At 57.3% G+C, this 20,427-nt stretch carries 13 protein-coding genes and 1 pseudogene; 5 read left to right on the top strand and 9 right to left on the bottom strand.

What is annotated here, in order from left to right; all coding sequences use genetic code 11:
• On the top strand, positions 1-1,638 hold a 1,638-nt coding region (locus Q0K10_RS06520), incomplete at its 5' end, for a YDG domain-containing protein (protein ID WP_294504790.1).
• Between the two features lie 57 nt (positions 1,639-1,695).
• Here Q0K10_RS06520 and Q0K10_RS06515 read toward each other — a convergent pair.
• Genes Q0K10_RS06515 through Q0K10_RS06505 form a run of 3 tightly spaced genes read right to left on the bottom strand, consistent with a single transcriptional unit; the run spans position 1,696 to position 4,754 of the window.
• Positions 1,696-3,414, bottom strand: a complete 1,719-nt coding sequence (locus Q0K10_RS06515) for a serine/threonine-protein kinase (protein ID WP_294504788.1) — start codon at positions 3,412-3,414, stop codon at positions 1,696-1,698.
• A gap of 14 nt (positions 3,415-3,428) precedes the next feature.
• Positions 3,429-4,448 carry a hypothetical protein gene (locus Q0K10_RS06510; RefSeq protein WP_294504787.1) on the bottom strand — a complete coding sequence of 340 codons (1,020 nt, stop codon included), beginning with the start codon at positions 4,446-4,448 and terminating at the stop codon, positions 3,429-3,431.
• An 18-nt stretch (positions 4,449-4,466) separates the two neighbouring features.
• Positions 4,467-4,754 (bottom strand): hypothetical protein, encoded by a 288-nt coding sequence (locus Q0K10_RS06505; RefSeq protein WP_294504785.1) that lies wholly within the window; start codon positions 4,752-4,754, stop codon positions 4,467-4,469.
• A 255-nt stretch (positions 4,755-5,009) separates the two neighbouring features.
• Here Q0K10_RS06505 and Q0K10_RS06500 point away from each other — a divergent pair, with 255 nt between their 5' ends.
• The 4 genes and pseudogenes from Q0K10_RS06500 to Q0K10_RS06485 all read left to right on the top strand — a co-directional run bounded on the left by Q0K10_RS06500 (position 5,010) and on the right by Q0K10_RS06485 (position 9,085).
• Positions 5,010-6,062 (top strand): LacI family DNA-binding transcriptional regulator, encoded by a 1,053-nt coding sequence (locus tag Q0K10_RS06500; protein WP_294504782.1) that lies wholly within the window; start codon positions 5,010-5,012, stop codon positions 6,060-6,062.
• 15 nt (positions 6,063-6,077) lie between these two features.
• A pseudogene (locus tag Q0K10_RS06495) lies at positions 6,078-6,218 on the top strand (type II secretion system protein); the annotation flags it as partial.
• Entirely contained in the window at positions 6,214-6,564 is a 351-nt protein-coding gene (locus tag Q0K10_RS06490; RefSeq protein ID WP_294504778.1) for an H-X9-DG-CTERM domain-containing protein, read from the top strand. The pseudogene Q0K10_RS06495 and the gene Q0K10_RS06490, both read left to right, overlap by 5 nt.
• Positions 6,565-6,625: 61 nt before the next feature.
• Positions 6,626-9,085, top strand: a complete 2,460-nt coding sequence (locus tag Q0K10_RS06485; RefSeq protein WP_294504775.1) for a hypothetical protein — start codon at positions 6,626-6,628, stop codon at positions 9,083-9,085.
• 7 nt (positions 9,086-9,092) lie between these two features.
• Here the strand turns inward: Q0K10_RS06485 and Q0K10_RS06480 are convergent, their stop codons facing one another.
• The 6 genes from Q0K10_RS06480 to Q0K10_RS06455 all read right to left on the bottom strand — a co-directional run bounded on the left by Q0K10_RS06480 (position 9,093) and on the right by Q0K10_RS06455 (position 20,401).
• Complete coding sequence (locus Q0K10_RS06480) at positions 9,093-12,539, bottom strand: hypothetical protein (RefSeq protein ID WP_294504772.1); 3,447 nt, start codon at positions 12,537-12,539, stop codon at positions 9,093-9,095.
• A 2-nt stretch (positions 12,540-12,541) separates the two neighbouring features.
• Positions 12,542-13,210, bottom strand: coding sequence for a DUF1559 domain-containing protein (locus tag Q0K10_RS06475; protein WP_294504769.1), 669 nt, complete (start codon positions 13,208-13,210; stop codon positions 12,542-12,544).
• On the bottom strand, positions 13,211-14,269 hold the full coding sequence (locus tag Q0K10_RS06470; protein ID WP_294504765.1) for a substrate-binding domain-containing protein: 1,059 nt from the start codon (positions 14,267-14,269) through the stop codon (positions 13,211-13,213). It lies immediately after the preceding gene.
• Between the two features lie 198 nt (positions 14,270-14,467).
• Complete coding sequence (locus Q0K10_RS06465; RefSeq protein WP_294504763.1) at positions 14,468-16,432, bottom strand: protein kinase; 1,965 nt, start codon at positions 16,430-16,432, stop codon at positions 14,468-14,470.
• Positions 16,416-16,994, bottom strand: coding sequence for a sigma-70 family RNA polymerase sigma factor (locus tag Q0K10_RS06460; protein ID WP_294504761.1), 579 nt, complete (start codon positions 16,992-16,994; stop codon positions 16,416-16,418). Before Q0K10_RS06460 ends, Q0K10_RS06465 begins: the two co-directional genes overlap by 17 nt.
• 404 nt (positions 16,995-17,398) lie before the next feature.
• Positions 17,399-20,401, bottom strand: coding sequence for a hypothetical protein (locus tag Q0K10_RS06455; RefSeq protein ID WP_294504759.1), 3,003 nt, complete (start codon positions 20,399-20,401; stop codon positions 17,399-17,401).
• Positions 20,402-20,427: the final 26 nt, after the last annotated feature.

Here is a 20,427-nt window from a genome sequence, read left to right as displayed (position 1 = left end):
AAGACGATCAGCGTAACGGGCATTACCGCCGACGACAAGGTCTACGACGGCACCACCGACGCGACGCTGAACTATGATAACGTCACATTCGACGGCATGGTTGCGGGAGACGATCTCGCGGTCTCCGGCAAGGGGACGTTCGACAACAAGAACGTCGGCGTCGACAAACTCGTCACGATCGCCGACCTCGTGCTCTCCGGCACAGACGCCGGGAACTACGTGCTTGACGCGACCACGACGACCGCGCTTGCCGACATCACGGCGAAGACGATCAGCGTAACGGGCATTACCGCCGACGACAAGGTCTACGACGGCACCACCGACGCGACGCTGAACTATGACAACGTCACATTCGACGGCATGGTTGCGGGAGATGATCTCGCGGTCTCCGGCAAGGGGACGTTCGACAACAAGAATGTCGGCGTCGACAAACTCGTCACGATCGCCGACCTCGTGCTCTCCGGCACAGACGCCGGGAACTACGTGCTTGACGCGACCACGACGACCGCGCTTGCCGACATCACGGCGAAGACGATCAGCGTAACGGGCATTACCGCCGACGACAAGGTCTACGACGGCACCACCGACGCGACGCTGAACTATGACAACGTCACATTCGACGGCATGGTTGCGGGAGACGATCTCGCGGTCTCCAGCAAGGGGGCGTTTGCCGATAAAAATGCGGGGGTTGATAAAATCGTCACGGTTTCGGATCTCGTACTTTCGGGAGCGGACGCCGACAACTATCAGATCGTTATGAACGCAGAGGGGTTGACTGCCGACATTACGCCGCGGGAAGTAACGATCACCGCCGCCAGCGCTTCGAAGGTGTATGATGGCAAACCGCTGGTCGATGACACGTACACAATTGGAGGAGATGGATTCGTTTCCGGTGAGGGGGTTGCCGAAGTTATCGTAACCGGATCTCAAACGCAACCCGGCAGCAGCGAAAATACCATTGCCTCTTATACGCTCACCTCGGCAACCGATGCCGGGAATTACAACATCACGCTTCAGTCCGGCACGTTGACGGTTTATGCGCAGGCTCGTGTCCCGGCCCATGTGAATTATGATCAGTGGCCGGATGTCATGAACTGGAATTTCAACGCGACCGTTCCTGCCATGCTCGGTGGAGCGTTGGCGGCGCGGGAGGTTGTGCCGTTCCCGGAAGGAAATCTGTACGCGGCCTCATATCCAACGATGATCGCGGCTCTGGAGAGCCTCCCTGCCCGTGGTCGACTCGACGGAATGGAGTTGCTGCATTCCGGAGAAACTTCCGATTTCTACTCCCGTTCCGTTTATCGGCCGGGCGTGGCCGGTATGTCTCTGGATGAAATCAGCGTCGACGTCGGCGGGACCGTAACCGGCAGCCGCGGGAATGTCACTCATCCGGAGTCCCTGGGGAAAGGATACGAGTTGTCTCCAGACGACTTCGCGTTTACGCTGGATGCGGCGGCCGGACGCACGGAATGGCGTCCCCTGCCCTCGGTTGTACAGGTTCCGGATGTGTTTTTCGATGAGGGCGTCTCCCTTGACGACGAGTTTGCCGGCGTTTGGCCGGGGGTTGACCCTGCGGACAAAATGAACACCTTCAAGAGTGAACTTGAAACACTCCTCGAAGAGATGTGCAAAGCCTGAAACAGACGCTCCCCGGGGAAAACTCCTCCGGGGAGCGTGACTTTGGCGGATGAAAAATCAGCGGGAGCGGCTCAGGGATTTCAACTGGCGCGGCTCCTGCAGCATGAGGGCGAAGACCGGCAGAGAGTGATTGCAAAGCCGCAGGATCCGGTTGTCCGGATCGGGGGTCCCCTTTCCGGTCAAACGCTCCTCGATAAAATATTGAAATGCTCCGGCGAATTCGGATTTTAAGTCTTCTGAGAGTCCGAGGCGGCGGGCATTCGCCTCAAACAGCCCCGCTCCCAGCGCTCCGGCAATCTGGAGCGGGGAAGCATTCCGCGGGATGCGCAAAGTACCGCTCACCGGGCCGTTGGAAATCCAGCGGATCCTTTCGTTTGCATTCGGGGAAAGTTCAATCCGGTCCACGCGCTTGAGCGCCATATCGAGCGGATAGAGCTGCAACATCAGGCGGAGACTCTCATTGAGTACCAGGAAAGCCTCCCTGCGCCAGGCATCCGGCAATTGAGAATGAAATGACTGAAAAAGCCTCTGGATTCTGCGGTTTTCCGATTCAAGGACGTTTTCGTCGACGGGGGGATTGAAAAGCCGCTGCAGGCCGGACCGCCGCCTCCGGGGCGGAGTCGATTCCGATGAAACTTCCTGTTGCTGGACGACCGGAGACTCCCGTTTTTCCGGGGTCTCGGCAGAGACGCGGGAAGATGGCGGATTTTCCGGATCGGATCCAGATTCCAAATGGATGAGCTTTTCATCAAGTTCCTGTGGATGAATCGGTTCCGGCTCCAGTTGCTGAAGGCGGAATACGAGAAAGACCACCGTGCCGAGAACGGCCAGTACCAGTAGAAAAATGAGCCATCCCGCGACCGCACGAAGTGAACGCCGTTTTTTTTCGGAAGAGATAATCGCCCGGATCGTCTCATTCGAATTATTCCGGGCGGAGCTCAACATCGCGGAGAAAAAGGCTCCGACCTCCTGCCAGCTCTCCGGGCGGCCGGCCGGGTCCTTGTCCATCAGTCGCTCGACGAAAGCGACCAGTTTCGGTTCCAGATCCGGATTCCGGGTCAAGAGCGGCTGCGGCGTTGCATACAGATGCTGTTCCAGCACCTTTTCAGGACTCCCCGTAAATGGAGGAGACCCGCAGAGCAATTCATAGAGCATGACACCGAAACTGTACAGGTCACTCTTGATGCCGAAATCGGTTTTCTCCCCTCGAATCAGTTCCGGCGCTGCGTAGAGCGGCGTCGCCATGATGTCGTCGCCGGTTCTGCTGCCGCTCACGCGGGCAAGTCCGAGATCGGCAAGCTTGAGCCCCCCGGTCTCCTGCGAAATGAGCAGATTTCCCGGTTTGATGTCCCCATGAGTCATATGATGAACGCTCCAGGCGTATTCGAGGGCATCCGCAAGTTCGATCGAAAGACGGAAAATGAGATCAAACGTCAGCTTTTCCGGAGAGGTACGCCGAATATCCTCAAGGGATGGACCGATGACCAGCTCCATTGCGAAGTAATAATATCCTTCCGAAGTCGGTCCCGCATCGTATGCCTGAACGATGTTCGGATGATCCAGTCTGGCCGCAAGCCGCGCCTCCCGCAGAAAATTAGTGACATATCCCGGTTCTGCCGCCAGCTCCGGCAGCAGAACCTTGAATGCGACCTCGCGGTCGAGAGATTCCTGCCGTGCAAGATAGACGACACCATTGTTTCCTCGTCCCAGTTCGGACTCGATCCGGTAACCGGCGAGGACGGTCCCCGCCGGGATCTGTATGCACTGGATCGGCATCGGCTTCCGGATCCTTAACGCACAGTTCTGGACTTCAAGCGTTCAAGTTCAGCGGCCTGAGTGTCAATCTGCCCGATCAACGTTTTCAGACCTTTCCTCATGGTTTCCGCAGCGATATCGGTGTTGGTCCGCCTGGCTGTTCCCTTGCAGTAGAAGCAATCCCGCTTCCCGGTGCCTTTGCAGACCACGCACTCGCCGGTTCCCTTGCACCGGGTGCAGGGCTGTTCCGTGGCCTGCACCTGGTTGTCCACAAGCCGGCTGACCTTCATGGCACCGGTACCTTTGCAGGTTGGGCATTTACCGGGATTCGCCGTGCAGCTGCGGCAGGGAACGCTGCCCTTGCTGTCGCATTCCCGGCAGGGCTCCTCTGTCCCGGCCAGCAGACTTTCCTGATCGACGGCATCGGCCAGAATCGATCCGGCCAGCTCCTGGTTTTTAATCGCGACTGCGGCGGCAAAGGCCGTCGCCATCTGAACCGGACGCGCGGCGGTAAATCCTGCCGGAAGTTTGAAGTCATAAAATTCCGCCACGTCCGAGGCGCGCGGAATGGAGGCTCCCTGAATTCTGACTGCCACCTCTTTCAAATCGACCAGCTTGTCATGTTCAGCCTGCATCCGCCGAATCACCTCGTCCCAGGCGTCGGCGAGGATCTTCCGGTTCTCCTCCGTCGCATACGGTTTCCAGGCGGTATTGTCGTTGAGTTCCGTTTCAATTCCCTCAAGTGTCCGGTAATCGGTTTTCGGAACGGCCTCGGAGATCATTACCCCGATCATCTCATTGACAAGCTGAATTGCGTTCGCTTTGTTCGCAGCCCGCGGATACTGCTCAACAGCGCCCGCAAGAGCGGTTACGCTGTCATTGGAAATCGAGAGCGCCGCGGCATCCATCTGCCGTTCCAGATTCATCGTGTCCGGAATTTTGATTCCCACCATGACCGCTGCGCCGAGGATGATCAACACGATCACAATCGCAATGATTTTACCGACCGGACTTTTTTTCTGATCCTGCGGTTTCTGATTCACGGGTCGATTCATGACATCACCTCCCTGCCCTTAGTTGGAACTGCCGGTATAGCTGCCGATGCAGGCGGAAAGGGCACGCATGAAGCGGCCGCTTTCGGCGTCTCCCCCGTCGTCACGTGCGAGCATGCTGCGGCCATGAGTGGTTTTCCTGAGGGTTTCCTCCGCCTGCTGCTCCTGCGTCTGAGCCGGGGCTTTCTGCTCCTGAAAGGATTGCGACGCGCCCGGTGCCGGAGTTTCCGCATCCGCGGCCGAAGCGGCCGGGACAAGTGCTATTGAACACACAATGAACAACCAACACGGCAAATAGAGTTTTTTCATCGGCATGATTCCTCCTGATTACGTACTGCAGTAATCTAGCATGTTTTTGGAGATTTTGCAAACTCTGTCAGGGGAAAAGCTGTTCTTCCCCGTAAAGAACTTTGTTTTTTTCTTCCGTTTCCGTTTTTTTTCATCTTCCACTCTTGACATCGTCCTTCTTTTGTGGTATAATTTAGATTAAAGGTTTAAGTATCGGCTGTCGGAAGAGGAGACAGCCATTTTTTAAGAGTCAAAACTTAAAGGTTTAAGCAGTCGATGACAATCAGTGAAATCGCTCGTGAATTCAATGTCTCTCCTGTGACGGTCAGCAATGCGCTGAATCGCCGGAAGGGGGTCGCGCCGGAACTTGCCGATCGGATCCGGGATTACGCCAGGCGCAACGGTTATCAGCCTTCCTATCTGGCGAAGTCTCTGTTGAAAGGGCATACGAGTCTGGTCGGGCTCTGTCTGCGGGCCGCGCCTTCCGATCCCTGGTTTGCGGGGTTGGTCAATGCGTTGCAGAACCGGCTGTTTGCGCAGGGGCTTTACCTCAACACGATCATTGCGCATCAGCTCGATCTCTCGGAGGAAGAGACCATCGCACGGGAAAAATGGGTACTCGATTTTTTCGCTCAGATCAAGGCGGAGTGTATTCTGATCGGGCCGTTGGATTCCGGCCGCTATCAGGTCCTTGGAAATTCTGGGCGCAATCCGAAACTCGTTGCGTTCGATGCTCTGGATCCGCTGCCGATCGACAGTGCCGGACTCGACATCTACGGGGGAATTCATCTGGCTCTGCAGCATCTGATGGAGCGCGGCCATCGGAAAATCGGATACATCGGAGCGAATCAGTTTGAAGAAAAAAACGCTCATGCGCGTACACGTCTGGCTCTCTACTACAACTTTCTGCGGACCCATAACCTCGAACAGAATCCGGAATGGGTGATCCATATGGAATCCGAAACACCGGAAAATATCGTTCCGGCTCTGACCCGTCTGCTGGAAAGCGGAGCGCCTCTGCCGTCCGCATTCTTCTGCCACAATGACAACTTTGCGCTCATTGCGGCAAAAACACTTGCGGAGCACCGTCTGGTTGCCGGAAAGGATATCTCTCTGGTTGGATTTGACAATCAGCCGGTTTCAAGCTGGGCAAGCCCCGGGTTCACCACGGTCGGATTCGATCTGGCCAATCACGTCGAGCACATCACGGAACTGGTGCTCGCCAAGGTTCGCGGAGAATCTTTCGACGGCCCGATCTACCATCTGGAGCCTGCCCGTCTCATTGAACGCAACAGCGTTGCTGCGCTGAAACAACCCGTCAACTTTTAACAAACAGGGATCAACATGAAAAAATTTACACTTATCGAACTTCTGGTTGTGATTGCCATCATCGCCATCCTCGCCGGAATGCTGCTCCCGGCATTGAACAAAGCCAGAGAACGGGCCAAAAGCGCCGATTGCGCATCTCAATTGAAACAGCATGGAGCGGTGTGAGCAATCTTCCAGCATCTATCAGATCCGCAAAAGCGAACTCGGAGAATACGCCATGTGCGGACATACCGGCGGAAACGCCTATGACTTCCTGTATCCGACCCGGATGAAAGATCCTGCCCACACCATTCTGGTCGCAGAAAATTCCAAAAACGACAGCAGCATGACCGGGCATCCGAACTTCACCAAAGAGAAATTCGGCGAGGCTTATCTGAGCGCTCATCATGGCGGCCGCAGCAACATCTGTTACGGGGACGGCCATGTCGACACGATGACCGGACAGGATCTTCTGGATTACGGCGCAACGGTCGTTCTGGTAGACGGCGCCCTGAAAAACTGACGGCGGACGAACCGACAACAAACGACAATCATCTGACATGACAGAGAAGAACACTCCTCCCATGAAAATCATCACTTCCATTCTCATTGTTCTTTATATGCTGAACGCGGTCGCGGCGCAGATGGAAACGGCCGTCATCCTCAAAGCCGAAGCTCCAGGAACATTTTTTATTCAGGGAGAACCATTGAAATTCACCCTGACCCTCCCGGAAAAAATAACCTCCTGGAAGCTGCTTGACTGGCGGGGCAACATTCTCTCCTCCGGAAGCTGGGAGGGCAAAGAGTTGACGCTGCCGCAGCTGCCGAACGGATATTACCGGCTGCGCCTCTCCCCGGGAGAAGGTTGCCGCAGTTTCATCGTCGGGCCGCGTCCGGAACAAAGGAAACTCTCCGCGGATTCGTTCTTCGCTCTCGATACGGCGAACAGCTGGCTGGCCTCCCCCTCCTACAACCGTCAGAACAGCCGTTATCCGGAAAATGCCCGCGAGATCGTGGCGGAAGTCGCCCGGCGGGCCGGAGCGAAGATGGTACGTGAACGATTCCGCTGGCCGCAATGCGAACCAGAGCCGGGCAAATTCAACTGGAATCCGGAAGGGTTTCCTTACCTTGACAACGCCCGGCTGATGCAGCAGCGGGGCATCGAAGTCAGCACACTTTTCCATGACACCCCCGCGTGGTGTCGGGGAAACAATCCGCGGCTTCCCGCTGATCTCGCCGGGCTTTACCGTTCCTGCAAGGCGATGGCCGAAGCGTTCAAAGGGAAAGTCACGCTCTGGGAATACTGGAACGAAGAGGACATCGGCTTTACCCGGAAAGGAGCCTGGGAGTATGCCGCCGGTCTCAAAGCCGCCTGCCTCGGATTCAAAGCCGGAGATCCTGATCTTCCGGTCGCAATCGGCGCCTTTTCGAAGTCCGCCTCTCCGGGAATTTACGGTGATCCTCTCATGGCCAATGGCGCACGGGAATATTTTGATATTTTCAATGTTCACACCTATCTTTCTCTGGCGGACTATCCGGAGATGATGGCCGCCGTCAGGGAATTCATGAAGCGAAACGGACTGGACGACTATCCCGTTTATTTCACGGAGAGCGGATGCCTGACGGAGGGGAAAGGCGGCCTGGACTCCCCAATGAAGGGATGCCGGGAACACTCTCCGGATCAGGAACTTCTGATCGCAGAGTTTATGCCGAAGATGATGATTGCTCTGCAAAACCTCGGTGTCGACAAGACTTTCTTCTTCGTGCTCACTCCCGTCAACGAGGCCGGAGGAGAGAAGGTCTGGGGGTTGCTGCGGTACGACTACACGGCCAAACCTGCGGTCGCGGCTTTTTCCAATCTGACTGACCGGCTCGGAGATGCGAAATATCTCGGAAGGTACGACATCTCCCCTGAAATCGCCGGACACCTCTACCGCTGCAATGACGGTACTCAAACTCTCGTCTACTGGTTGAAGTCTCCGCTGGAAAAACACGGTGGATCCTCCGTGTTTCCGAAGGAGATCGAGGAGCGGAATTTCCTGCTTCCCGTGCGCTCCGGGAAATACACGGGAACGAATGTCTTCGGCACGCCATTCGAAGTTGTCGCGGATTCCAGAGGGACATCGCTCACGGCAACGCGAATGCCCTCCTACCTCACGGGATTGAAGGGGCTCAAGCCGACCGTTCCCTTCCGAAAAAACGCCATTCGAACCAGATCGCGCGATTCGGCGTTCGACAGAACGATCGTCTGCCGGGTTGAACTTTCAGAAGATTTTGTCCTGCAGACCGACAAGAACTGCTGCGACATCAAACAGGATACGGCGGCTCTGACGCTTCAGGTCTGGAATCTCTCCGAACAGGAGAAGAGCGGCTCGCTCACTGTCTCCGGAGGAAAAATCGCGGGACTTCCGGAACACATCACGATTCCTTCTTTCGAGAAGGTGGAGCTGCCGCTGCGTTTCACGCCGGATTTCGGCAACGGGCACACGGCGGAATTTCATGTGACGGGCCGCTTCGGCGGCAAAGAGATCACGCCGCTGGTCGTTCCGCTGATTTCCGAGGCCCGGCAGCTTGCGGCCAGTTGCAAAATCGAAATGCCCCGGCTCAATGCGCCGGAAAACTGGAAGGCCAACTCCTCCGGAAAAATGACGATCACCGGCGACGGCAGGGGAACTCTCTCCTTCGCGACGGAATTTCCGCCGAACGTTGACCGCTGGGTTTATCCGGAGTTTTATCTGAAACTGCCGGAGGAGTCCCTTGACGGCGCATACGGAGTCTCCTTCGAAGTCTGCGCGGACTCCGTCAAAAACATTCAGAAGATGCTGGTCATGGTGCTGCCGGTCACGCCGGCCGGCTTCGGCGACCGGATTGAACTCCCCTTCGCCGCGCCGAGCCGGAACGGAGTATGGGAACCCCGGATCGTCCGCTTCCACAAGGAACAGATCGACCCGGCAAAAATTGGAATGATCCGGATCGGTCTGAACTCCCGCATTCCGGGAATGACCTACCGGATCCGGAACTTCCGGGTTCTCCGTCCGCGGTAAATGGAATTCACCGCGCGGGAACGCTGCTGATTCCGTCGAGTGTCATCGCCCGGCGGAATTCGGCGGCACGAGCGGTGAGCTTCTCCACAAACGTTTCCGCACGATCTGCGGGGATGAGGAAGAAGAGCTCGTAAGCCGAACGGCCGCAGTCAAGTTTCCCCCAGCCGTCGCCGCCCGTGGTTACATCGAACCGGCGCAATTCCGGGAATGTGACGGCGACATAATGACCCGGATTCAGTTTCACTTCCAGAGACGCGTCACCGGGAGCGGTCGCAGGATAGACGCCCTCTATTTCCTTCGCAAGACAGTCGTAACGCATCGCGGAGACCAGCCGCACCCCTTCCTTATTCCGATAGAGCCGCGCTTCGATCGGGTCGCCGCTGCGCCAGTGCGGTTGACGGCCCAGCTTGTCGAGCAATGCCCGGTAGACCGCCCTCCCCGTCTCTGCATCAGGCGAAACGCCGCCGGGAGTCTCCGGAACCGGCGTCACGAGCAGCATCCAGAGTTTTCCTTTTCCGGTTTTGCGACTCACCACGGCGGGGCGGCCGCCGATCGTGAATTCGGTTTCAAAGCCTTCCGGTGCGGGATAAAGCGCCTTGACTTCGAGATTTCCGGAGAGAATTTTTCCGGACGCATCCGCGAGTTTCCCCGACACGTTCTGCGGTTGAGCCAATTTCAGAAACGGAGCCGGGTGCAGATCCGAGCCGATCTGTTCCCGCAGAGCTCCGGCCATGACGATGCCGTGTTTCACCTCTCCCGACTTCAAGAGCTCCTGAAAGCGTTTCCACCCCCACGCCGTCACCGGCGAAGCCGAGTAGAACAATATCTCGGAACGGAAGTCCGGTTCGCGCAGACTCTCCTCCCCCTGCCCCGCCGGAATGTATCCGAGCCGGACGAGCTCCTGATCCGGCGAAAACTGCGTATCAAGCCACCAGTTCCACGGGCGGTAAACCGTCCCCCACGGGCGGAAGAGCCGCCGCGACGTGATCGAGAGAAAGTCCGGCTCCAGCCGGGTGAACGCACTCATATCTTCGCGCCCGTACCGGAATCCGAGACCGTATGCGAGAATCGCACCATAGCGGTCGCGGTGCAGCACCTCTTTCGCCAGCTCCGCCAGCGGGCGGGAAAATCCCCACCAGAAATCGCCTTCGAGATGATCCGCCCGGGTCGCCAGCGTGATCTCATAGGCGGTTTTCAGGCTGGTTTTGGCGGTGTAATAGGGTTTCGAGTTGCCGCCGGCTCCGGCCTCAAGCACGATCCCGGTCTGGGTCCCCGCCGCGGTTCGGTCGCGGAAATAGGGGAACCGGCAGTACGCGCCGCTCATAAAAAGCGGGGAGGAAAAATATTCCTCCGTCCGTCCGTCGACATTCGTCAGACCGGCGAGAAACAGGAAGTCGTTCCCGTTCGCGAGATCCTCCGGATTCGGGAGCACCTGAAAGAATCCGCCCTCCTCCTTCGCGGCACGCCCGATCCGGTCTGCCGCCTTGAGCCATTCGTAATGAACGAGAAGATCGAGCAGCATTCCGTCGGCGGTGACGTCCTTCCCTGCCTTCCGTTTTGCCTCATATTCGGGGGCTAGAAGCGGGCGGTAATCATCCCAGCTCTTGAATCCGAATGCTTCCGGATGCAGTTCGCAGCCGAGGTAATAATTCACGTAGTCGCGGAAATACCACCGGCGCGGCGTCACGTTTCGCCAGCCGAACAGAAAACCTTCATCCTCCCCCTTGAGGCTCTGCCGGAACGCCTGGATCGTCTCCGGATTGTAGCCGCTCGCCCCGCGCCCGGGGCCCCAGTGCCAGACCATGTCGTTGAATCCATAGCCGGCGTAGCCGTGCCGGACACTCGAACGCATGAGCCGGTCGAACGCCTCGCGCACGGCGGGATGCGGCATCGCGGCCGCATGCGCCATGCCGGAAAGCGCGATGAAACTTTTTTCCGCATGGGCGCGCCGGTTGGAATCCCACTCAAAGGCACCCATATAACGCCAATACGACTCATACCCGGTTCCGAAATTCTGGGTCAACACCGGAATGTTCCGCTCACGCAGAAACGCCGGAGCCGGCAGCAGATCCGGCCGGGAGTTGACTCCGATTACGGCGAGATCCGGAACAAATTTTGAAATCAATTGAATCGACTCTGCGGTATCCGGTCCCGAAACCCAGGCACCGCTGGCGCCAAGCCAGAAAAGGCCGTTTCGCATTGAAACAACCGGCTCGTTCCGCTTTTCGCCGACAAACGGCAGAACCGAATCGGGCGCAGGCGGCGGAATCGCGATACCATCTTCCGCCGTCGGTTCGCATTGAAACCGGATTTGGAATCTGTCCGCGTACCCGTCGATTCCGGCATTGAGCCGGAGAGAGAGAAGATCGCCCGCATTCAGCTTCAGGATTCGCTCATCCGAAACCACCGGGGTCTCCGCCGCCCGGCTCGCGGGAATTCCCAGCCGGAACACTGCGGCGCAGTCGGCGATGCTGTCGGGCGGCAGCACGGAGAGCGTGAGCGAGCCGCCATCTCCTCCCTTTACATCAAGTCCGGGGTTCGACGCTTCGATGCGAACCCGGTAATTCCCTGATAGTTCGATTTTTCGATAGAGAACAAGATCTCCGGCTCCGAAAGCGGCTCCCTCGTTTTTTTCGGCACGGGCGGAAATTTCGAAGGAGCCGTCCTCCACCTTCCGAACCGTTGCAAACGGAACTCCCCGGCCGGAAATCCGGGCGAGATCGAACCGGTCCGTCTCGCCATCCTCCGACCGTCCCTGCAGAAAAATGTGTTCGGCGAGCAGGTTTCTTCCCGCGGGTACCGCCGCAGCCCACAATCCGGAAGCAGTTCCGGCCGGTTCCAGATTCACCTTCAGCGAAACCCGGCAGCTTCTTCTGCCGTAATCGTCAACCAGAGAAGCGGTTTTGCGGAAACAGATCAGGTCGCCGGGAGAAACCGCGATCCGGCCGGTACGCGTCTCGGCCTTCTTTCCCCGGAATGAGAACTCATCCAGAACCTGTTCCGTATGATCCGCTCCGATCCGGCTGATCCGGAACCGGGCATTGCCGTCCGTTCCGGGGCCGTCGGCGGGAACCGGATCGGTCACGACCGCCTCGAAGGCGAGCGTTCCGGCCACGGTGCAGCGATAAACCGCGACCGGATCGGAGGCCGCAGCCGTCAGAAACTCCAGAAGTTGCTCTCCGGGGTTCTGAAAATTCTGCACCCGGATCGCCGGGACACTCCAGGGGTCGCCGTTCTCCTCGGAGAACATCAGGCGGTTCTCATGATAATTCATATCCTTCTGTGCCAGAACCTTCCACTCTCCGGGACTCCCCTTGCGCGGTGCGGCGTAAAAGCTCCAGACTGCGGGGGGATCGATCGCCGTCCACGCCCGTCCCGGCAGGTTCCATTCGAACGCCAGCGCCGACACTCCCAAAAAAAAGCACACAAAGCTGATCCAACGTTTTCTCTGCATTATTACAGCACTCCCGCAGAGGTCGTGAACCATGTGATTTCTTTGAAGCGTGGCCAGCCAAGGCTGGTCCCGTTCCAAGTTGTCCGGGTATCGACACATTTTCCATAACCGGCGTGACCATCCGCGAACAGGATGTTCGCTCCTCCATTATGTCGTCCTTCCGGAACCTGCTTTTCTAGTGTACAGATAAATCGGGAATACCATGATCCAATTAGTGCCGGAGAATCTCCGTTCTGCGGTTGAATCGACGGACGTTTCAGTCGTGAATATCTCCAGCAGCGATCAGCGAGACCGGGGACGTTGACTTGGGCAAGGGTGGTGCCATAGGTTGTGTCCGTTTTAAACGCGGAGGGACAATTATATCGTCTTTTTTGGGTACGATTATCATAACTTTGAGTCGTATTCCCTTCAAGAAACGGCGAAAGGACCCAATCCCAATAACGTTCGCCGGCAGTCCCTCGCCCTGTAATTATTCCCGGTATTACATCATTGTAGGTGTCTGCGTACGAGACATATCCGAAATGCATTTGTTTCAAGCTGTTAAGGCATGACGTTGCTCGCCCCCGCTCGCGTGCCTGGTTCAAGGCCGGCAGCAGCATCGCCGCCAGAATTGCGATGATTGCAATCACGACAAGAAGCTCAATCAATGTAAAATTTTGTTTTGCTTTCATTCAAAATACCTCCTTTAAAATTTTTTGAATGGATTTTCGGGGCTCAATTACGGAATGAACGGCAATTGCAATCAAGCCGAAATTGGGCTTGCGAAAGTGACAATCAACTGCCACGGCAACTTTTTGTTCTTCATTGCAGGCATATAATACGGAAACCGGCGGATTGAATAATCTGGTTGCCGCTTTGCCGCCGATCCCGATTAAGCTCACATCCTCCGGAACACGAATTTCATGTTCGGCCAGAGCGAGCAAAGCCCCTTTGGCGGCATACCCGCTGTTCACGATCAAGCCGGTGAACGGGCAGCCGTTCCTGTCCAGAAATCCGTTCATCATGGAGTAAGCCTGTTCCGGCGCGTAGTCGCCGTCCGTCGCATGGCAGTCGATATTCAATATCTCGCAGCCACAGGCCTTTGCATAGAGCAATACATTCTGCTGGAGTGACAGGTTTCCGCCGACGGCAGGTTCCGCCTGGAGAAAGGCCAGTTTTCTATGTCCGTGACGGATGAAACAGTTGACGGCCACCAGTGCATTGTACCCCGTATCGCTGAACACACAGTTGATCGAGGCATCGCGCAGATCGCGTCCCATAACAACCACAAGCGTCCGGAGCATCGCCAATTCCGCAATTTCGTCCGGGCGGATCGGCCGGGCCGGCCAATCCACCAGAATCGCATCGGCGTCACATCCCTTGATAATCGGGATGAGCTCATGCTGGTAGTTGAAGGGAAGCCCGGAAAATTCATAGCCTTCCAGCTTCTCAAACGCCTGTCGGAAACGCTCTGTTTTGCTTTTGCATTCCTCGCTCGGCCAGTCGGGATAGAGGTGGACGATTTTACGGCAGACGCCCGTAGTTCGTACAAAAATTCCGCTGCGCGAACGGCGTTCAACGATCCCTCTGCGCTCCATCCGATCAAGGACTGCGTCAACGACCCGGCGGCTCGTGTCGAAATTGTCGATGATCTCCCGCACCGTGTGGAAACGGGCTCCCGGGGTGAACCGGCGCACCTCGACGCACAGTTTGCGGTAAAGATTTTCCGATTGTTGCTGATTTCTGACCATTGCTGAAAACTCCGGCTGGTTCTGATTTTAAGTATACCATCTGCACACAGATTCCGGAAACAGTGCACACAGATTTGTCTCACCTGGATACCATATCCGCATTTTGAGCAGAAATCAAAGGTTCGTTGCGTCTGTGTTCAAGGGAAACCGCAGAAAAATCGATGCACTGTCCCCCCATGGAATCCGATCGGGAGGAAATCATTCTTCTTCACGACCGCCGGAGCCCCGCAGTTCGCGACGGGCCGGCAGGGAGAGACGGGATTCGCGTTTTTCTCCAGGCTGAACAATCCCCGTGTCGTAGACGGCAAAATCATTGATCCGGAGACTCCCCGCTTCACTCCGGTAGCGCATCTCGAAAAATCCGCCGAAAAACGCCGGGAATGTCGCCCAGACCAGAGTTCCGTTCAGGTAAACTCTCCGGCAGTGATCCGCAAACAGTATGCGCAACTCGCAAAAACGCTCCTCCCGTTCAACCGCCCCGGTTTTCGGGTCGCCGATCTCGGCAAGCTCATCCTCCGTACGATCCTGTTCCCGGTAAAGTGCCGGCTCAAACACCAGCAGGCCCCCCGTCGAGCGCATCCGGAAACGGAGCTGCCGCCGGATCTGCGTTTCCGGAACCGGTCGTCCGGCAACGGGGACGTATTCCGCCGCGGTAAGATAAAATTCCAGCGTCCCGCAAAAATCGGACGGGTCAAATGACAGTCGAATTTCCGAGCGCAACGGCAGTTCTTCCTGAAATTTCAGAACTCCCCTGCGCACAGCGGGAAGCGTCATGACGCCCCCCTGCCACTCCGTGCCGGACGGAACACTCCATTCCGGAGAACGAACGCCTCGAAAGCAGAGTTCATGAAGATACTCCCCGTCGAGCGGAGTGTCCTGCGTCACGTCCGGGGTCGGATAGACGATCTTCCGTGACACCACTTTGCCCCCCGCCTCCTCCGGATCGCCGATTTCGATTTCGAGTCCCATATCCAGCGATTGGGATGGAATGCCGAAGTTCTTGGCACGCAGATACTCCTCCCTTGTGACCAGACGCCTCTCTCCGTAATGTTTCAGACTGAAATCATCCTTCTTGTAAAAATCGTACAGATCATGGCCGCTGAACGGCAGATGCCACGTGGAAAACGCCAGTTTCAACGTATCGGCGTGAATTCCGTACTCATAGGGATGATACACCTTCTCCAGCCGGACAAGGGCTTTCAACACCATGCCCAGCCATCCGAGAATCAGCAATCCGAGGAGAATCAAAATCCATTTGCGCGAAATGAGAAAACGAATCGCAAGGCAGACCAGAACCACCGGAAACCGCAGCAGCAGATACAATCCTCGAAACAGCCGGATGAATTCGTACCCCCATCCGGCTCTCCCATGCAGAAACAGCCGGAATTCCCGGATGGTTTTCAACCGCATCAACGGTTCGACGGCACAGGCGCGCTTCGCCAGATCATTCAACTGCTTCTTGCCGGGCTCCTTCAGAATCGAACGGGGAAGCAGTGGATACCGATCCGGCTCCTGTCCGGAAAATGCACAGAACAGCGTCTTTCCCAGAGCGTAGATATCGATCTCCTGATTCGGGAGTTTTTTCTGTCCGGTCAGGTACTCGGGCGGGATGAAATCCCGGGTCCCCGCGAGACTGAGCGTTTGCGATGTCGTGCTGACCAGCCCGATGTCCCCGAGTTTCGGCACGCCGTTGACGAACACGATGTTGTCCGGCTTGACATCCCGGTGAACAAGACCGGCCTCATGAAGATGTTCGAGTCCATCGAGGAGTTGATCGAACATCTCCCGCACCTCCGTGGCGGACAACGGGGGTTCCCGGCGGAGCCGGTTCGCCAGTGTTGCGGGCTGATACAGCTCCGTATCGAACTCCGCGCAAAGATTGTCGGCGCACTCCATCGTGTAGAAGAAGAAGTCGGGGGCGTCCTCAATGTGAAAGATGCGGATCAGATTCGGGTGTGCCGTCACCTGATTCTGGTAGTGTTCGAGACCGTGAAATTCCCGTTTCCAATCACTTCCGAGGGAGAGCTTATATACGACTTTCAGCGCATATCGTTTCCCGACCGCGTCTTTGACCAGCCAGACGGCCCCGAAAGCGCCTGTTCCGCTCCGGCAGATCGGCCGGTAGGAATGGATTTGCGCGGGAAATTCACAATTGCTGCTCATCAAGTTCCCTGACGATTTGGCGCAGCATCTCTTCCACGCGGGCCTTGTGCTGATAGACGGCGTTTGGCCGGATGGAAAGCAGTTTCGCAACCTCCTTTGCCGGAAGCTGCTGCCGGACAAACAGATCGTAGGATTGCAGCGTTGTCGGGCTGCAGCGAAGTTTCAACTCTTCAAAGGCCTGATTCAGAACGAGTTTTCTCCACTCATCCTCCCATCGGTCTTCCGCTTCGGCCGGGATTCCTCCCAGCACCTCATCCGGCAACCCCACGGAGACAGTATTGTCCTGTCGTTTCCGCATGAGGTCGCAGGCCTTGTTCTGAATGACCCGCTTCAGGTAGTCGCGGAAACGCCCTCTGGACCGATCGTACCGGAATGTTTTCGCCGTATGGAAGAACGAGAGCATGACAAGTTGCACCAGCTCCTCCTTCTCGGTCTGGTTCAGCCGCAGATCGCCGCCTCGCAGAAGGATGAGCGGCTTGTACATCCGGTAAAACTCATCCCATGCGACCTCATCGCCGCGCCCGACGGCGGAAAGCAGCGAGCCACGCGTCGTGAATGCCATATTGTACTCTCCTGATTCCCGGGAAAATACTATAGCATGCAACCCGGAAAAAGCAAGAAAGACGGCATGCAACGTTTCCCGTTCGCGGAAACACACAGCGGTGTTCTGTCCTGCACTTCATTTCAATTCGCGGAATTGTTGCACTCCGTCTTTCCGGAACAGATGCTGTTCTGCCGGAAAAATCTTACGCGGCGAGGCGGAAACTCCTTCCGGCACAGGTCGGGTCCTGCATGAGAACGGTTCAGACGCCGCCTCGTTCCGCAGCATTCGCCACACGTCCCCCCCGGCCGGACCTCAGCCGACAACGACAAAATCCGCTCTCGAAGTCCTTGTCCGGATGATGGACGCAGGAGTTCTTCGGTGTTTCCATTCTTCACCATTTCCCTCTGAATCACGAAACAGGATCACGGCTTGCGTTTCACCGGATCGAATTCACGCAGTTCCTTCAGGTATTCGCGGTAGTAGGCCAGGTAAAATGCCAGCGGCCGGGTGAAATGCTTGCCGACCAGCCCGCCGAGAAACATTTTGGAGATGCTCTTTTCCCGCTTCAGAATGTCCTGCGACTTCACGAACTGCAGCCGCTCTTCCGGACTCAGGCGGGACATGATCTGCCGCATCGCCGTGACCGCCTGCGGCTGCCGCATCCAGATGTACATGATGTCCAGAGCGTTCACATAAAAGAGCTTCATCAAATTGTTCCTTTTGAGTTCCGAGATTCCCGGGAATGCGTCGCGCGACTTCATCAGTTCCGGCAGATCCGCTTCCGGCAGAAGAAGTTCAAGCCGGGAAACCAGGGCGAACAATTCCCGCAGTTTCGTCCTCAGATCCGCCAGCCGGGCCGTGATGTTGCGGGAACGGTCGGCCCGTGCCTCGATCACGCCGCCGATCACATCCGATGCGAGTTTCGAGAGAATTGCCGCCCACTGCTGCAGAATCAGTTCAATTCCCCGCACCCCGAAGAGCGAAAGCAGACCTCCAAGCATGAAGTTGAACACCAGTGCCAGCGGAATCGACAGCGGCGCCCGCAGCCAGTTTCCCCAGACAGCCGACTTCGGGAACGCCCGCAGCAGATTGTGCCCCATGATGTAGAACCCGTTCGCCAGCGCGATTCCGGTGAACACCTGCACCGGTTCATGCTCCGCCGTCCAGCCGAGCCACTCATTCAGAATCACCGTCTTGACCAGCCAATCCAGCACCGGAACCGAGAGCCCCGTGTAGAAGAGCGAGTCCGCAACCCGCTGCCACGAGATGAAATCATTCCATTTGAGCAGCGGAGAACTGCGCAGCCCTCCCCCGGCGCACACCGACTGGATGATGTTCCGCACACCCGTGATTCCAAGCCAGATGACTGCGCCGAAGTAAGTCAGAAACCACCAGTCATACGAGCCGTAATAAAAGGTCAGAAACGCGGCCTGAAATCCGACGAGGATCTTCACGGCGATCTTCACATTGCTGTTCAGATAGTGCCAGAATTCGCCGGGCGTCGCAACCGGACAGGAGAGCATCCGTTCGGGTGACGGTGCGGCGAGGCCGCCCAGCGCCGCAAGATTCCCCGGCCCGCGGTCGATCTGCTGTGCCGGATCCGGACAGTTCCAGTGCACTTTAACCTCGTACCCGAAACCGAAAAAGCGTTCCACCCGACTCCAGAAACCGGTCCGCTCCCGCGGCAGAAAACTCAGCTCCCGATAGACCGACGAAGTGACCCGCAGAAGTTTGAGCTCCGGGAGCAACCCGTGCCTTGCGAGGCGTCTGACCCGGTTCGGGAGCGTGTCCACAACCGCAAACCCCATGCCGTGAACGAGACGGGAGGGGCGGCTTGCCGAATCGCTGCCGAGAGACGCCTCCAGGGGAGAGCGCAGATAGTATTCGAGAAAACCGGACATGTCGCGAAGAATTTCCCGGAGCTTTTCCACGCGCCCGACGCGGTCGCTCCGATCCGAATCCGTGACCCGTCGAATCGCCTGGCGGATCAGACTCTTGAGTTTGAATACGCTGCCGGTATTCAGCGCGTGGCGCAGTTGATTGATGAGATCGTCGTCGGGGCGACCGCCCGCGACGTCGTCCTTCAGGTTGAAAATCTCCAGCGCCGTGATTTCCCCGCGGCAGTCGTAGAGAATTTCCATCACATCCTCGAGACGCAATCCGGAGAGATTCAATGTCATCCGGAAGCCGGACGCGACTTTGTGCAGTTCCGTAATAAGTTCAAACGGCGTGTACCGGTTGATCTCCGGCAGATCGTCGAGATCGGCGGGCGGCTGTTCCCACGCGGTGAGATCGAGGTAACGCGCCCGCAGAAGCTCTCCCGAAAGAGCACCGATACGGGCGCGAAGCTCTTCGACCCGGGATGCCGTTTCGTCCCGCGCCCCGTCCGTTTTCCTGTCCTCGAGTTCAGAAAGCCGGTTTTGCAACTCTCTGCGCACCCTGGCCACCAGAAGTTCCCCGATGTGTTCAACCGAAGGCTGTCCATACTGCACGGAAGCGAGAAACTCCTCTTTCGTAATCGGCGGAAGATCGAGCCCGTAAAAAGCGTTGAGCTTTTCCCGTCCGCCGCCGCGGTTGAAGCGATCGAGAATCTCAAGCACGAGTTTGCGGCGGAAGTTCGCTGCTTTCCGGCACTTGCGGGTGAACTCCTCCGTTCTGGGCCGGTCGAGAAACTTCAGAAAGTCGTTCACCCCGGAAAAACCGCGCGGAGCCCAGATCATTTCGATGAAACGGCCCCGAAACAGAGACCGGAATTCCACGCCGATGCGCACGTCGATCTTCATGATCCGCGCGGCCCGCAGCAGCTCCTCGGCCGCTTCCCTCGGAACGTAATTGTAATAGATGACCTGAAGTTTCACAATTCCCTTGATCCAGGCATCCATGATGAGATGGGTCGGCGATTTCCGCCCTTTCGTATTCGCGTCATGCACATGCTGATCGAAGGTGACGGGACTCCAGGTCTCCGGCATCTCGACCAGATGGTAGCGCCGCAGCAGCCGGCGGATGAAAAGCGGATTGCCCAGCATCGCCGTGCGCATGTCATGCGCAAGACGCAGCCGTCTGAGCGGATCGTTCCTTTCGCGCACCAGATCCTTGATCACCTGAAGCAGCGCCCGCGCCGTATTGTACCGCAGCAGCACATCGAGTCCTTCGATCACCTCGTCGCGCAGCGCCTGGAGTGCGGCGAGCCGCTGCTCCATCGCCGGAATGCCCGCTTCAAACGTATCGAGCAGCCGGAGCATCGTGCGGGTCATGCGTACTGCGCGCGGTTCGGCAAGTTCGCGTATCCCGCGCGGATGCAGATCCACGGCAAAATCCGGCGGAGCGCCGCCTTTCGTCGGAGTTCCCGACAGCGCCTCGTCGACGGCTTTGAGCAATTCATGGTCCGCCGCGTCAAACAGCAGTCCCCGTCCAGTTTCCCACATGCCGGCTTCGTCACGCCTCCCGAAAA

This window comes from uncultured Victivallis sp. (assembly GCF_944391105.1).
In the GTDB taxonomy this organism is placed as follows: Bacteria; Verrucomicrobiota; Lentisphaeria; order Victivallales; family Victivallaceae; genus Victivallis.
Note: the sequence above shows the minus strand (reverse complement) of the source record. Positions and strands in the feature narration are given on the sequence as shown.